At 46.2% G+C, this 13,820-nt stretch carries 16 protein-coding genes and 2 pseudogenes; 8 read left to right on the top strand and 10 right to left on the bottom strand.

Going from position 1 to position 13,820, the window contains the following annotated elements; genetic code table 11:
• Positions 1 to 20: 20 nt before the first annotated feature.
• Together RIG66_RS18140 and murG are read right to left on the bottom strand one after the other, a co-directional pair.
• Positions 21 to 311 carry an S-layer protein gene (locus tag RIG66_RS18140; RefSeq protein WP_446380164.1) on the bottom strand — a complete coding sequence of 97 codons (291 nt, stop codon included), beginning with the start codon at positions 309 to 311 and terminating at the stop codon, positions 21 to 23.
• 94 nt (positions 312 to 405) lie between these two features.
• Positions 406 to 1,473 (bottom strand): undecaprenyldiphospho-muramoylpentapeptide beta-N-acetylglucosaminyltransferase, encoded by a 1,068-nt coding sequence (gene murG / locus RIG66_RS18135; RefSeq protein ID WP_446380163.1) that lies wholly within the window; start codon positions 1,471 to 1,473, stop codon positions 406 to 408.
• Here murG and RIG66_RS18130 point away from each other — a divergent pair.
• Positions 1,463 to 2,545 (top strand): YybH family protein, encoded by a 1,083-nt coding sequence (locus RIG66_RS18130; RefSeq protein ID WP_446380162.1) that lies wholly within the window; start codon positions 1,463 to 1,465, stop codon positions 2,543 to 2,545. The two genes, murG and RIG66_RS18130, sit on opposite strands and share 11 nt — an antisense overlap.
• Before the next feature lie 32 nt (positions 2,546 to 2,577).
• Here the strand turns inward: RIG66_RS18130 and RIG66_RS18125 are convergent, their stop codons facing one another.
• On the bottom strand, positions 2,578 to 2,787 hold the full coding sequence (locus RIG66_RS18125) for a hypothetical protein (protein WP_446380161.1): 210 nt from the start codon (positions 2,785 to 2,787) through the stop codon (positions 2,578 to 2,580).
• 2 nt (positions 2,788 to 2,789) lie between these two features.
• Here RIG66_RS18125 and RIG66_RS18120 point away from each other — a divergent pair, with 2 nt between their 5' ends.
• Positions 2,790 to 4,268, top strand: coding sequence for a CoA-acylating methylmalonate-semialdehyde dehydrogenase (locus RIG66_RS18120; RefSeq protein WP_446380160.1), 1,479 nt, complete (start codon positions 2,790 to 2,792; stop codon positions 4,266 to 4,268).
• A 290-nt stretch (positions 4,269 to 4,558) separates the two neighbouring features.
• Here the strand turns inward: RIG66_RS18120 and RIG66_RS18115 are convergent.
• From RIG66_RS18115 to RIG66_RS18105, 3 genes and pseudogenes are all read right to left on the bottom strand, one after another.
• A pseudogene (locus tag RIG66_RS18115) lies at positions 4,559 to 4,645 on the bottom strand (ACP S-malonyltransferase); the annotation flags it as partial.
• 114 nt (positions 4,646 to 4,759) lie between these two features.
• Entirely contained in the window at positions 4,760 to 5,203 is a 444-nt protein-coding gene (locus RIG66_RS18110; RefSeq protein WP_446380159.1) for a type II toxin-antitoxin system VapC family toxin, read from the bottom strand.
• Positions 5,203 to 5,454 carry a hypothetical protein gene (locus tag RIG66_RS18105; RefSeq protein WP_446380158.1) on the bottom strand — a complete coding sequence of 84 codons (252 nt, stop codon included), beginning with the start codon at positions 5,452 to 5,454 and terminating at the stop codon, positions 5,203 to 5,205. The genes RIG66_RS18110 and RIG66_RS18105 overlap by 1 nt, the downstream gene beginning before the upstream one ends.
• Before the next feature lie 371 nt (positions 5,455 to 5,825).
• Between RIG66_RS18105 and RIG66_RS18100 the strand changes: the two genes are divergently transcribed.
• Positions 5,826 to 6,068 (top strand): hypothetical protein, encoded by a 243-nt coding sequence (locus RIG66_RS18100; RefSeq protein ID WP_446380157.1) that lies wholly within the window; start codon positions 5,826 to 5,828, stop codon positions 6,066 to 6,068.
• A 69-nt stretch (positions 6,069 to 6,137) separates the two neighbouring features.
• Here the strand turns inward: RIG66_RS18100 and RIG66_RS18095 are convergent.
• Positions 6,138 to 6,416, bottom strand: a pseudogene (locus tag RIG66_RS18095) (AAA family ATPase); the annotation flags it as partial.
• A 155-nt stretch (positions 6,417 to 6,571) separates the two neighbouring features.
• Between RIG66_RS18095 and RIG66_RS18090 the strand changes: the two are divergent.
• Together RIG66_RS18090 and RIG66_RS18085 are read left to right on the top strand one after the other, a co-directional pair.
• On the top strand, positions 6,572 to 6,736 hold the full coding sequence (locus RIG66_RS18090) for a hypothetical protein (protein ID WP_446380156.1): 165 nt from the start codon (positions 6,572 to 6,574) through the stop codon (positions 6,734 to 6,736).
• Positions 6,737 to 6,879: 143 nt separating this feature from the next.
• Positions 6,880 to 7,338: an MgtC/SapB family protein gene (locus tag RIG66_RS18085; protein WP_446380155.1), complete on the top strand. Its 459-nt coding sequence runs from the start codon at positions 6,880 to 6,882 to the stop codon at positions 7,336 to 7,338.
• 130 nt (positions 7,339 to 7,468) lie between these two features.
• On the opposite strand, the gene RIG66_RS18080 is transcribed toward RIG66_RS18085, so the two are convergent.
• Positions 7,469 to 8,383: a hypothetical protein gene (locus RIG66_RS18080; protein ID WP_446380154.1), complete on the bottom strand. Its 915-nt coding sequence runs from the start codon at positions 8,381 to 8,383 to the stop codon at positions 7,469 to 7,471.
• Between the two features lie 292 nt (positions 8,384 to 8,675).
• On the opposite strand from RIG66_RS18080, the gene RIG66_RS18075 reads away from it, so the two are divergent.
• Both RIG66_RS18075 and RIG66_RS18070 read left to right on the top strand, forming a co-directional pair.
• Entirely contained in the window at positions 8,676 to 9,503 is an 828-nt protein-coding gene (locus RIG66_RS18075) for a hypothetical protein (protein ID WP_446380153.1), read from the top strand.
• 133 nt (positions 9,504 to 9,636) lie between these two features.
• Positions 9,637 to 10,386 carry a histidine kinase gene (locus RIG66_RS18070; protein ID WP_446380152.1) on the top strand — a complete coding sequence of 250 codons (750 nt, stop codon included), beginning with the start codon at positions 9,637 to 9,639 and terminating at the stop codon, positions 10,384 to 10,386.
• A gap of 90 nt (positions 10,387 to 10,476) precedes the next feature.
• Here RIG66_RS18070 and RIG66_RS18065 read toward each other — a convergent pair whose 3' ends face one another.
• Entirely contained in the window at positions 10,477 to 11,583 is a 1,107-nt protein-coding gene (locus RIG66_RS18065; RefSeq protein WP_446380151.1) for an alpha-hydroxy acid oxidase, read from the bottom strand.
• Here RIG66_RS18065 and RIG66_RS18060 point away from each other — a divergent pair.
• A complete protein-coding gene (locus tag RIG66_RS18060) occupies positions 11,575 to 11,754 on the top strand; it encodes a hypothetical protein (protein ID WP_446380150.1) in 180 nt (59 codons plus the stop codon). The genes RIG66_RS18065 and RIG66_RS18060 overlap by 9 nt on opposite strands.
• Positions 11,755 to 11,847: 93 nt before the next feature.
• Here RIG66_RS18060 and RIG66_RS18055 read toward each other — a convergent pair whose 3' ends face one another.
• Positions 11,848 to 13,674, bottom strand: coding sequence for a protein kinase domain-containing protein (locus RIG66_RS18055; protein WP_446380149.1), 1,827 nt, complete (start codon positions 13,672 to 13,674; stop codon positions 11,848 to 11,850).
• Positions 13,675 to 13,820: the final 146 nt, after the last annotated feature.

The following is a 13,820-nucleotide window of genomic DNA, read 5'->3' as shown; positions in this document are numbered from 1 at the left end:
ATAAGGCAGTATGGTCTTATCTACTCTAGCTCATCTAACAATGGCTTGACTCGTTCGGGGGGAATGGAGCCACGATAAGCACCACAATAATACATACTCAACACTGCTTTGTACGCCCAGTGAGTCGGCGATACATCTGTAAACGGATTGGGTAACGTATCAGCGCGGTTGTTGGCACAAGCTTCTAATAGTTGCTCACGATTAACCTGTTCTTGGGATGATTGAACAGGTTGGGCGTTTTGGGCTTTTACCGGAACAACAAAACTGGTACTTGCCACAAGGGTTAGCACTGTCAAAAGTCTGAGTTTCATCGTGTTTGGTGGTGTGTGCTTGTCGTTCGTTTATTCAGCGACAATTTCAGACAGCCGATAAGGTTTTGGTAAATTCAATTGTCTGAAATTACGCTTATTTTTTCTCCACAAGCCGACGCACCAACATTGCTAATTGTTCTGCACTATCCGTCACCGCTAACGATGCCGCTTTTTCTGCCATTTGCTGGAGAATGTCCGGAGATTTGAGCAAATAAGATACCTTACTTTCGAGTAATTCGGGGGTGAGTTCAGATTGAGGAAAAACCAGAGCCGCCCCTTTTTGGGCAAAACTAGCCGCATTAAAGCTTTGGTGATCTTCTGCGGCGTAAGGATAAGGAATTAAAATAGCAGGGGTTCCGGTTATCGCCAATTCTGTTAACGAACCTGCACCCGCCCGACTAATCGCTAAATTCGCCCGTTGCAGTAGCGCTGCCATGTTGGTGTAAAATGGCAGTTCAATATAGTGGGGATGCTCTAAGGTGGAAGCCTCTGGGTCTTTTTCCCCGGTTAAATGGACTATCCACGCGCCCATTTCAAACCAAGTCTTGGCGCATTGACGCACGAGTTGATTCACACTCACCGCCCCTTGGGAACCGCCAACCACGACAATTAAGGGTACATCGTCAGGAATCGGTAAGTCTAACGGCTGAGGCTTATAGAAATCAGCCCGAACAGGTGTACCAACGGTGACGGTTTGGGCTTTGGGTAAATACTTGGAGGCGGCGTCAAATCCGAGCGCTACCTGATCACAGAAGGGACTCAGCCAGCGGGTGACTTTTCCGGGAATAGCGTTGGATTCATGTAAAATGACAGGCAATCCCTGTAACCGTGCTGCGATGATCGCAGGTCCGGCAATATAACCGCCTGTGGTAAACAGAGCATCAAATTGCCGAGTTTGGATCAGTCGCTGCACCTGCCGGATGGAACCCACGAGACGCCCAAAAACGCGAACCGTATTTAGTCCCAAGGGTTTCTGAAAGCCTTCAACCGAAATCGTGTGCAGGGGATAGTGTTGGGGAATCACCGATTGTTCCACCCGGTTCGGTACGCCCAGCCACTCAATTTGATACTCTGGTAACTGTTGAGCTAACGCCAGCGCCGGAAATAAGTGTCCTCCTGTGCCACTGGCAGCAATCAATAAGCGAATTGGAGTGTCAGCCAAGGTCGTTGTTCCTCCTAAAGGCGACTGTTATGTCGAGTTAAAATCGAAAATTGGCAGTAAATTGGCGAATATACCATCTTATCTGTCCAATTGGAAGCCAATTTCTTTATATAAACTATTTCCTACGATGCCCCTAATGCACAATCCGGTCAATATGTTTCGTCGCGTTTCCCGTTCCTTGAGCGTACTTTTCACGGGATATAGAAAACCTCTCTCCAAACCTCTCTCCGGCAAGGAGAGAGGCTTTGAATTCTCCCCAAGGTATGAAAAGTCAGGTTCCTTGAGTGCGAAAACCAAGGCGTATTCCCTGAACGGGTCAATGATTTTGCTCTTCGCCCTGGGTTTAACCCTGGGATGGGCAACGGCAGCAAAAGCCGAAGATCCCGCAACCGCCCCACCTCAGCTCAAAGAACTCCTGGCGCAAATCGATGCAGCCGCAAATCGCCGGGATGTGGAGGGTGTGATGCAGTTCTATAGCCAGGATTTCAAACATTCTGACGGTTTGACTCACGCTCAGATGGAGGAAGCCCTGAAGCAACTGTGGGAACGCTATCCTCAATTGACGTATCGCACCGAGTTACAGTCTTGGGACAATCAAGGGGATGGGATTGTAGCGGAGACAGTCACCACCGTAACCGGAACTCAGCCCAACAACGGTACAATGGTGAAACTCGAATCCATGTTGCGATCGCGCCAACGTTACGAAAATCAACAAATCGTCTCCTCGGAAATTTTGGCAGAACGTTCCCAACTGACATCTGGCGTCAATCCTCCCAACCTGCAAGTGATTTTACCGGAACAGGTGCGTATTGGTCAGTCGTTTAACTTTGATGCGATCGTCCAAGAACCCCTAGGGGATAATCTACTATTGGGAACAGCCTTAGAAGAACCGATTAATGGCGATCGCTACAGCCAACCCAGTGACTTGGAATTGGATTTACTATCCGCAGGCGGAATTTTTAAAGTGGGACGAGCGCCCTTAACTCCCCAGGATCGCTGGATTTCAGCCGTTTTGATTCGGGGTGATGGGATGACGATGATTACTCGACGCTTAAATGTGGTTGATCGGTAATTTGTCATTCGTCATTTGTCATTCGTCATTTGTCATTTGTCAGGGAACAGGGAACAGGCAATAGGCAATAGGCAATAGGCAATAGGCAATGGGCAATAGGCAATAGGTAAGGTAGAGTTTTGAGTTAACTTACTCATCTCCCCCAGCTTCCAGACGTTCCACCGGAACGTCTCTACAACCCCAGCTCCCTCAGCTCCCCCAGCTCCCCCATCTCCCCTTGCTCGCCCATTTTGGAGAACCAACGGTGCATCTAAAAAATCTGTTACCGAACTATATCAATGGCAAATGGTGTCCCTCCAGCGCCACGGAATCGCTTCATGTGGTTAATCCGGCTACGGTTGATGTTTTAGCCCAAGTTCCTTTGTCGCCTCAAGATGATGTAGATACGGCGGTGGAGGCGGCGGCGGTTGCTTTCTCCGATTGGCGGCGGATTCCCCCGCCAACCCGAGTCCAATATCTGTTTAAACTTAAGGTTTTATTAGACGAGAATTTGGACGAATTAGCCCACACGATTACCCTGGAATGCGGGAAAACCCTAAAGGAGTCAAAAGCTGAATTACGACGGGCAATTGAAAATGTGGAAGTCGCCTGTGGGATTCCGATGCTGATGCAGGGATACAACCTGGAAGATGTGGCGCGGGGGATTGATGAAATCATGATTCGTCAACCTGTGGGAGTCATAGCGATTATTGCGCCGTTCAATTTTCCAGGGATGATTCCCTTCTGGTTTCTACCTTATGCGATCGCCTGCGGGAATACCTGTATCGTTAAACCTTCGGAAAAAGTCCCGTTGACGATGCAAAAGGTGTTTGAGTTGTTAGAAGCCACGGGATTACCGAAAGGGGTAGTAAATCTGGTGAATGGGGCAAAAACCGTCGTGGATGCGATTTTAGAACACCCCACGATTCGCGCCATTAGTTTTGTCGGATCATCCCCGGTGGCACAGTATGTATACAGCAAAGGCGCTGCTCACGGTAAGCGGGTGCAATGTCAGGGTGGGGCAAAAAATCCCCTAATTGTCCTCCCGGATGCAGATATGGAAATGACAACTCGAATTGCTGCCGATAGTGCCTTTGGCTGTGCGGGACAACGGTGTCTGGCGGCGTCTGTGGCGGTTACCGTGGGGGAAGCACGGCATAGTTTTACCGATGCGATCGCGTCTGCGGCTCAAACTCGTGTCGTTGGCTATGGATTGGATGAAGGGGTGGAAATGGGACCGGTGATTAGCCGTGACAGTCAAACCCGAATTGAGGGATTGATTCAACAGGGCGCTGAAGAAGGCGCAAAGGTATTAGTAGATGGGCGCAAGGTGAAGATTTCCGGCTATGAGCAAGGGAATTTCATTCGACCCACAATTCTGGAAAATGTCAACCCTGATAGTTCTCTATCTCAAACGGAAATATTTGGTCCGGTGTTAAGTCTAATGCATCTGGACACCATTGAAGACGCGATCGCATTAGTTAACGGGGGTCAATGGGGGAATATGGCGTGTTTATTTACTACCAGTGGTGCTGCCGCGCGACAGTTTCGGTATGAAGCCGAAGCGGGGAATATTGGCATTAATATTGGCGTAGCCGCACCGATGGCATTCTTTCCCTTTAGTGGTTGGAAAAATAGTTTTTATGGCGATTTACATGGACAGGGGCGACAAGCTGTGGAGTTTTTTACTCAAACAAAAGTTGTGGTAGAACGCTGGTTTAAAGATTGGTCACGTCAGTTTTAAAGGAACCTTAAATTAATCATTATCGAACTCTATGTTAAACCGCCTTGGGTTTTAACCCAAGGCTCAAAGCTCAAGTCAGCTAAAGCTGACTGGGAGTATGTCAGGTTTACACAATAATCTTTACGTTAACCTGCTCGCGTTGGGTTTCGTTGCTCAACCCAACCTACAAAGGTGACATGCTCCCAAGCTGACTGACATAAGAGAATGAGTTGATGGGAGTTGATTATTGAGGATAATAACCATGAATAAAGACGAAATTCTGGAAGAAATCCATAAGTACAGAGAGGAGTAATTCGATCATTGCTGTCAATCGATAGATTGATCTCCTTGAAGCTAACAAAACGAATTGGAAGTAACTCCAACCAGCCTTGACTACTGCCTCTATTTTAGAGTAGCCAATAGTCGCGGTTATGCTTTATTCACTCTGAGGCGTCATGAGGAGGTAAAAGTTATGGCAACAACCGGGTTTCTGGGATGTGGAACAAAAACGATCACCAGGATTCTAAAGCGAACGGCTTCACCGCTTGCATCCTTTGAAAATCACTGTCCCTAGAAACAATAGTCAGTTGGTTTCGTAAGGCGATCGCAGCAATCCACAAGTCATTTTCCCCAATCCCTAAATTTTCAATCCGGGTTTTTCTGCGCTTGTTCTTTTCTTGGGGGCCAAAACGCTCTAATATTTCCGCCTTAAATTGAGCATAAATATCAGCAGTTTCTTCATCAATAAAATAGACATTAATATCTTCTAGAAACACCTTAACCTGAGCCAAGTTCCTAGCTTTTTGTCCAGAATTATACGCCATATAAAGCAGTTCTGCTTGTACAATCACGCAAGTCGCGACCTGTGCTTCCCCGACTTCAACAATGCGGTTGATGACCGTTGAATCTCCCTGAATAAACCGACTACAAGCGTTTGTATCTAGCAGATACACCATTAAAACTCCAGAGGGCGACGAGTCTCATAAACCATATTTAGACAATCCTCTAGGTCATCACCAGACCAAGTTCCGGCGTGTCTGAGGAAAGAGCGACCAGAACCGGAACGAAAGCGGAGAGGGCTTGTTGGAGATGGGGACTGAGTTGGGTCAAAAAGAACAGTAACCCGCACTTGACATCCAGCTAAAGCATCAGAATGGCTGACAATCTCTTCCCAAGTTCCCTCAATTTCTAGCCGTTTTGCTGTCATAGAATGTCCTGCTCAATATTACGATTAAATTCATTATAGGCTGCTTCCGCTTCTGATAATCAGACGCTGGAACTGTGGGACGTAGCGACGGGGAAAGAGTTAGTCACGTTTACTGGCGATGGTGCGATGAATTCCTGTGCAGTTGCTGCTGATGGGGTGACGGTGGTGGCGGGGGATAGGTCGGAGCGGATGTATTTTCTGTGGTTGGAGGGGTTGAGGGGTTGAGAAACTGGGTTTCTTAACCCGATTGGGGTGAGGAGACAAAGGGCTTGTTTGGCAAGCTCATCCTCACCGCAGATATTCAATCCTCGTTGAGTTTATCATGGAGGGTGATAAAATCTCGAAGCGGGATAAATTGAGGAAAATTACCGATGCAAATTACCATCGACCTACCGCCAGACCTCGAACAAGACCTCATCCATCAAGCCACACAATCTAATATTCCCCTGCCTACTTTAATTGTGCAAGTGTTACGCCGCACCATACAAACGCCACCCATTTCAGTGTCCCAATGGCCAGAGGCGATTTTGTCTTATCAAGGAATCCCTGATTTCCCCGCTTTCGAGTCCTATCGGGATGAACTGCTTCCCCCTCGCGAACCGGAAATTTTCTAATGCAATACCTCCTTGATACCTGTGTCATCAGTGACTTCATCAAAGGCGAACCAGGTACTCAAAGCAGAATCACGCAAACGATCCGTTATCGGTTATTTTTTCAATTAAACCCCGTTTCCTCAAAGACTGTACCGCCTTCAAAAAATCAGAATCAGACAACGCTAACTCGGCAGGTTTATCGGAAATGTCTGCCGCGTTTTGGTTCGCTAACCACAGCGTTACCATTTTCTCAGATTCAGATAACCGTTGATACTGTGCCTGCAATCTGGGTTCTAAGTCTCCCAGAAAGAGAGTGGGATAGGATAAGAAGCGATGAATGCTACCGTTAAATAAATCTTGGATGGTAGAGTTTCCAGAAGGCAAAATATTAGATACAGCACAACAGGAGCTAGACATGACACTCAATGAACTCTTGCAAGCCAAAACGGTGCATCACTGTATCTTCAGATTGCTTAATATCGTCAATTGAGAAGGAGAAGCATAAAATTACAGCAGCAGTTGCATTGAAAACTCGTCACACTAATTTGTCTGAGTTACCTGAGAATGCCAAGCTACTTGCAAAAGTTAAAGCCTGGGATTTTAGCCCAGAAATGCGGCGGTTTCAAAAAGAGTATCCTAATCTTCATTCCAGAGAAACTCCGATGGGTAATACTAAGATTTCCGCCTGATTTTACTATCATTATCCTGATCGCAAAGGTAACAGTTCTTCTTCTCTCACCAGTGCGGCAGCATAAGCGATCGCAGAGCGTTCCTTTTTGGCAATTCATCTTCAACTATACTCAAAAGAGTTAGTTGGAAAGGATGTCAATTGATGTCAAACATTTATATACTTGCGCCAAACGATTGGTTAGGGATAGGACTTAGACTCGGTACTGCCTTACTCGCGGGAGGAATTATCGGCTTTGAACGGGAAATTAAAGATAAACCCGCCGGATTTAGAACCCATATCCTAGTTAGCTTTGGTTCTGCATTCTTTGCCTTGATACCCATATTAATTGGTGTTGCTGAACAAAGTGCAGACGCACTTCCTCGCGTGATTCAAGGCATTATCGGTGGCATAGGATTTTTAGGTGCAGGAGTAATCGTACAAGAATCTCAGCCGCAGCGACAAGGATATAGAATTCGGGGACTGACTACGGCGGCGGCGGTTTGGGTGTCATCAGGGTTGGGAGTTGCGGCGGGCTGTGGGTTATGGGGTTTGAGTTTAATTTCTGCTCTATTCATTTTACTGATTTTGAGACTGTTTAAAAAAATTGAGCCGAGTAGCTAAAGTATTGATTGAGTCAGAGCAGTTGGTGAATTGTAGGGGCGGGTTTAGGGACTCAATTTAGATATCTACCAATAAATATTCAACAAAACCCGCCCTCTCCACTGGTTATCAATGCATTGAAAATAAGGGACTAAAACATTCCGTCAAAGCCCCAAACTGATGACCCCATATTTTCATCATCGGTTCCTAGTATGATTCCTCCGGCTGTACCCGGTACGAGTTCAATCGCTTCTACTTTGTGATAATTTAAATGATAAATAGGAACCAATGCCTGATTTTGATGAAATACGATACGGTTATCCTGTAAACTAAAACCACCCGCCACGTAAACGGCAGATTGGAAGGGTCCATCGTTACCATTATCTGAAGCCGAGGTAATGTAAACAATACCAGCCGAATCAACCTTGAGATCAGAAATATGGCGAACATTACTCTCTGGAAACGGGACGGTTAAACGGGCTGAACCTTGAGGCGTAATCTCATTAGTTTCCAAGTCCAAAACTCCCCAGTACAGGACTCCGGGTTCTTCATCTTTACCCCGATGCGTCCAAACCGCGAGTAACTTATCATCAAGTTGTTGCAAGGCAAATCCTTCTAGGTTAGTTCCTTCCGGCAAATTGGGCAAATTAAATACATTTAAAACAGACACATTCTGAAGATTGCCATTGAGCCGGAAATGATAGACTGTTCCCGAACTGGTTAACGCCATAAATGTGGGTTCTGATTGTCCAGGAACAGCCGTGAGTGCTTCTAAATCTACAGGTAAGGGTTGGTTTGACCAGTTGATTGGACTATATTCAGGCGCTTGTTCGCCGATAACCGTGATCATCGCCAGACGCCCTTCCCCTACCCCTTTATTATCATGAACGATGAGAAATGAGGTGGAACCCTCTTGCTGTTCTAGGAATGCCATGCCACTAATCCCAAACAGGATACTACCACGCACAGGACGCCAGGGTTGTGCCTGAACGGGTTTGGCAAATGGCGCAACCGTTAGGGTAACGCCTAAAATTAGGGTTAGAGCTAGGATGTGGATGATTTGCATTTCAACCATTATGGCAGAAATTCATGACCCGCTCAATCTCCTTTGGCGTCTATCCTGAGAAAGAATAACCGCTCAAGCTTCTGGAAAGATATGCAATTAGTCATAGGAAGCAAGTCACTCTCTTGATAGATTCCACAACGACTATTTAGGGCGATTATGAATTAGGGCAATAGGTAAAACGCCATAAACAACGTTTTCCAACAACCTATATCTAACCATCAACGAGTTAGATAGCTTAGTCTGCTGTGAGCAAGATAAGCAGGCACTTTCGTTCTATAGATAGGAATAATACATGTTAAATCAAGGAGACTCTGTCCCCTTATGGACTAAACGAACAGGGAATTACTTAGGAGCGATCGCATTCGCTCTAGCCGCTTTGCTGCTTCCTGGCTGCACTACTGATAACGAGGAAATTCAGGAAGGAAAAACCAACGTTACTACCGAGGACGTTGCTGAAAATACCGAAGACATCATCGGAAAAGAGGTCACGATTAGAAATATTGTCGAACAAAAAGTGGGTGACTTTGGCTATCTCGTACAGGCGGAGGAGTTGGGCGACGAATCCATTCTGATTCTAGATCTTACAGAAGCTCCCTTCCAGCTTCCAGAGGAGCAAGAGATGCCGATTCAAGTAACGGGTGAAGTCGCGCAATTAGTAATTGCCGATGTCGAAACCGAATACGGTGTAGAGTTAGGTGACGAATATGTCGAGTATGAAGATCAACCTGTTATTATCGCTGAATCCCTCGCCCTTGCACCGACTCCTCAAGACTTAGCGGAAGCACCCGCAGGCTATTTCGACAAAGTTATTGCTGTCGAGGGTAATGTTAGAGATATTTACTCTCCCAGTTCAATCTCTCTATTTGAAGATGGTTGGGTAGATGATATCGGCGTTTTAGTGATTGGTGTCAATCGCAATCTTAAAGCTGAGGATAGCGTTGTTCAAGAAGGCGAAAGAGTCACCGTGACGGGTGTAGCGCGTCAGTTTGATCCGAAGCTGTTGCAAGATTCTGACCTCGGTTGGGACGCAGAAAAGATTAAGGAGTTTGGGTCTAGATATATAGACAGACCCGTTATTGTAGCCGAAGATATTTTTCCTTCTGCTGTCGATAACAAATAATAAGTTTGTCCTGAAGGATAAAGTGTGACATTAGTTGTTATACTTCTGACTTCATCCGGATAGCTTTAGTCAAAACCAAAACAAAGGGCTGAATCAAGCCTAACGTTGTTTAATTTATTCAAAGGAAACAGTAATGTTAGAAAAAGAAAAGTTTGTACCCGAAACCCGTGACTACAAACGTGTTGTTGGTATTTTCCCCAAGCGCGAAGATCTGCAAGATACGATTCAGGCGCTCAAGGATGCGAATTTTGATATGGAGAGAGTCTCTCTCCTAGCACGGAATATCGAAGAGGTGGAAGGTGCCAAGGAAATTACCGAAAGACAAGGGAATGAAGCCAAAGAAGGAGCCGGTATAGGTGCGACTACGGGTACTCTTCTTGGTGGTGTCGGTGGCTTCTTGATTGGCGTCGGTGTACTGGCGATTCCTGGTGTTGGTCCAATCCTCGCCGCCGGAGCCGAGATAGGGGCGTTAGGATCAACCTTAGCTGGAGCTGGAGTTGGTGCAGCAACAGGCGGTATTGTTGGCGCTTTGATTGGTCTGGGTATTCCGGAAGAGAAAGCCAAGGTGTACAATGAGCGCGTCAAAGCTGGCGACTATTTGTTGATGGTTAGCGGAAGCGAGGAGAAAGTAGAACATGCTGCCTCAATTATGCGCGATCGCCATGCAGAAGAATTAGAAATCTTTGAGGCACCTGAACAGGTTGAACATGAGCATGAAGAAAACGTTCATCTGAAAGAAGAGCATGTACATGTACAAGAAAAGCCTGTGTCAACGGTTAAGCAGCCAAGGACAAATGATCGAGAAGTTGTTGAAGCTCACGATCTAGAAGGCGATAAAGATCCGGACGTTGTTATTGTTGATAAGCGTAACAAAGTTCGATAAGTCAGCTCAATAGTCTTACCAACCTAACCCCTCCCCGCCACGGGGAGGGGCTTTGATGCTGCTGACAGGTGAGTGAGCAAGATGCTCATACTACAAGGATTGCGTGAGTAAACTCTGATCAATATCCTGTACCTTGGCACAACCACTCAACGCCATTGCCACATCCAACTCATCCCGCAACAACTCTAAGACATGCTGTACGCCAGCTTCTCCCGCCACCGCTAATCCCCACAACACCGGACGCCCCACTAACACCGCTTTCGCCCCTAATGCTAAGGCTTTGAGGACATCTGTGCCACGGCGAATCCCTCCATCCATGAGGACATCAACCTTATCGCCGACAGCCGCAACAACATCAGGAAGCGCATCAATTGACGCGATCGCACTATCTAATTGTCTACCTCCATGATTGGAGACAATCACCGCCTTTGCCCCATGTTCTACTGCCCGCAGTGCATCATCGCCGCGTAAAATCCCTTTAACAATAATTGGTAAATTTGTCAAGGACTGCAACCATTCCAAATCCTGCCATGTCAAGCCAGGATCAAGCTGTTGGACAAAATAGGCAAATAATCCCGATTCGCCAACAATTTCCGGAATATCGCGATGGACTAAATTCGCCAACTGCATCCCCATGGGTAAGGTAAACTGATTGCGCTTATCGTTTTCTCGACACCCTAAAACAGGCGCATCGACGGTGAGACAAAGGGCGCTATACCCGGCGGCTTCCGCCCGTTCAACTAAGTCTTGAGTCAAAGCGCGATCGCGATGGACATAGAGTTGAAACCATAATGGAGAATGACTATCCGTCTGAGAGTCTGACTGCACCTGTTTAGATGTCAATGCCACCTCTTCTAACGGTTGAGTAGACATGGTACTCAATACCATCGCTGAACCCACGTTAGCCGCTACCTTCGTCGTCACGATTTCCCCTTCTGGATGAGCTAAACATTGAAATGCCATCGGTGCAATTAGAATGGGTAGGGAAAGAGATTGCCCTAAAACCGTTGTACTTAAATCTCGCTGACTGACATCAACTAACATCCGAGGACGAAGTTTTAATTTCTCAAACGCTGTCCGATTATCGCGTAAGGTTACTTCATCCCAAGCGCCACTGGCGTAATAATCTAGCGCCATGCGAGATAACTGCTGATGGGCTAATGATTCGTACTCGAAAAGGTTAATCGGTTGAGTCATATTAGAAGGGAACAGGTAGATGAGGGAGATGGGGGAGATGAGGGAGATGGGGGAGATGAGGGAGATGAGGGAGATGAGGGAGATGAGGGAGATGGGGGAGATGGGGGAGATGGGGTAGATGGGGTAGATAGGGGAGATTATGTAGGGGCGGGTTTCACGACTATCGTTTGAAATGGTGCGTTACGCTTTGCTAACGCACCCTACACCCGCCCCGACTAAATGACAAATGACAAATGACAAATGACAAATGACAAATGACAATTCTTACCAAACACGCCAAATTTTAATCGTTTTATCACAACTCCCACTCGCCAAGGTTTGTCCATCGAGGCTAAATACCACAACTTGAACGGTGTCCGTATGTCCTTCGAGAATACAACATGCTTGTGCAGTTGCAACATTCCAAATTCTAATCGTGTTATCACCACCGCAACTGGCGAGGAGACGCCCATCGGGACTAAAGGCGAGGGAACGCACCTGGGGAAAATTCCCTTGAATTAGGGCGGTTTGCGTCAGGGTGCGAATATCCCATAACCGAATCGTTGCGTCTGAACTGCCACTAGCTAGAATCATACTATCAGGACTAAACGCGATCGCATCAACGGAATTGATATGTCCGGCTAGAGTCCCCAGCCTTTGCCAGTGGGGAACATACCACAGTTTAATGGTTCGATACCCACTTCCACTCGCCAAGATTTGTCCATCGGGACTAAAGGCGACACAATTAAATCCACTGGAACGACTCGATAAAACCTGTATCGTTTTCAACGTTTGACTCTGGCAAATCCGAATTTTGTTATCTCTACCGCAACTTGCCAAAAGACGTTTCTTCGGGTTAAATGCGACTGAATCAACGCCACCGTTATGACTTTTGACACTAACCAATTGTTTTCCGGTTTGTACCTGCCATAACCTTAGAGTGGCATCCCGACTTCCACTGACTAGATATTTTCCATCGGGGCTAAATGCCAGACAGGTTATTTCTTTACTATGCTTCCCAGAAAACCAGCCACCAAATGTACGAATTTCCCATGCCATACTCACTTGCCACAGTTTAATCGTTTTATCAACACTACCACTTGCCAGACTTTTTTTATCGGGGCTGAAGGTTATAGTGGAGATTCTATCCGAATGACCCTGAATTGTATTGACTAGCGAAGCATTAACGTTTAGGGGTTGCGATGGAAGGGTTGGTTGAGTCGTTGTCTGACTTGTTCCCAAGTGATGGAAATCTTGGAGAACTTGCTCAACCGATTGATATCGCTGTTTCATCACCGGATCGATCATTTTGTCCAGAAGTTCAGCCAAGTTTTGACTGATGGGGTTATTGACTAAATACTGTCGCCAGATAAACCCACTTTCTAGCGGTTCATATAAATCAAAGGGCTGCATCTGGGTTAACAAGTGAATGCAAGTAACGCCCAAACTATAGATATCGCTAGCAAAGACAGCTTTACCAAAGGTTTGTTCAGGTGCAGCATATCCAGCAGAACCAATGCTTGTTCCTGTTTTCGCTAATATTGTCCAAGTAGCATACTTCGCCGCCCCGAAATCCACGAGAACTAATTTATTGTCGCGACGCCGCCGAATAATATTCTCCGGTTTAATATCTCGATGGATAACGTTTCCTTGGTGAACAAATTGCAGTACGGGGAGTAAGTCACTCAGCAGAGAGCGAATCTGAGCCTCTGAAAATGCACCGAGTTGCGCTAACTCTTGATTCAGATTCTCTCCATCAATAAATTCCTGGACAATGTACTGACAATTATTTTGCTCAAAATAGGCTAAGAATTCCGGGATTTGGGAATGGTTGCCTAATTCTTTTAAGCGTTCGGCTTCTTGGTGAAATAATTGGGCAGCTTTCGGGGAATTGTTTTGTCCTTGAGGATAAAATTGTTTGATGGCGCAGTAAGGGGTTGAAGGGTGAGATTTATCCTCTGCTAAAAGTGTTCTCCCTAATCCCCCAGCACCTAGAAGTCGCAGCGGACGATATCGTTCTGCTAGGATAAGTTTTGTGCCACAGGTTTGGCAGAAGTTTTGAGTTGTTGAGTTTTCTGGCTTTGGGCAGTTTGGATTAATACAGTAGCTCAAGGGTATAAAGGTTTGTCATTGGTCATTTGTCATTGGTCATTCGTCGTAACGGATATTGAGTCCCTAAGTAGGTTGGGTAGAGTGAAGTCGAAACCCAACAAATGTTTCCAAGCTTTTCAATTAATTATAGATTATTACAAAATAGT

The organism is Coleofasciculus sp. E2-BRE-01 (assembly GCF_040221695.1).
Lineage (GTDB): Bacteria > Cyanobacteriota > Cyanobacteriia > Cyanobacteriales > Coleofasciculaceae > Coleofasciculus.
This window is presented reverse-complemented; position numbering and strand designations above follow the sequence as displayed.

What these genes read in the sequence shown, in the direction of transcription:
- RIG66_RS18140 (WP_446380164.1), bottom strand. Translation starts at nt 311, where the DNA reads ATGAAACTCAGACTTTTGACAGTGCTAACCCTTGTGGCAAGTACCAGT.
- RIG66_RS18110 (WP_446380159.1), bottom strand. Translation starts at nt 5,203, where the DNA reads ATGGTGTATCTGCTAGATACAAACGCTTGTAGTCGGTTTATTCAGGGA.
- RIG66_RS18105 (WP_446380158.1), bottom strand. Translation starts at nt 5,454, where the DNA reads ATGACAGCAAAACGGCTAGAAATTGAGGGAACTTGGGAAGAGATTGTC.
- RIG66_RS18100 (WP_446380157.1), top strand. Translation starts at nt 5,826, where the DNA reads ATGCAAATTACCATCGACCTACCGCCAGACCTCGAACAAGACCTCATC.
- RIG66_RS18085 (WP_446380155.1), top strand. Translation starts at nt 6,880, where the DNA reads ATGTCAAACATTTATATACTTGCGCCAAACGATTGGTTAGGGATAGGA.
- RIG66_RS18080 (WP_446380154.1), bottom strand. Translation starts at nt 8,383, where the DNA reads ATGCAAATCATCCACATCCTAGCTCTAACCCTAATTTTAGGCGTTACC.
- RIG66_RS18075 (WP_446380153.1), top strand. Translation starts at nt 8,676, where the DNA reads ATGTTAAATCAAGGAGACTCTGTCCCCTTATGGACTAAACGAACAGGG.
- RIG66_RS18070 (WP_446380152.1), top strand. Translation starts at nt 9,637, where the DNA reads ATGTTAGAAAAAGAAAAGTTTGTACCCGAAACCCGTGACTACAAACGT.
- RIG66_RS18065 (WP_446380151.1), bottom strand. Translation starts at nt 11,583, where the DNA reads ATGACTCAACCGATTAACCTTTTCGAGTACGAATCATTAGCCCATCAG.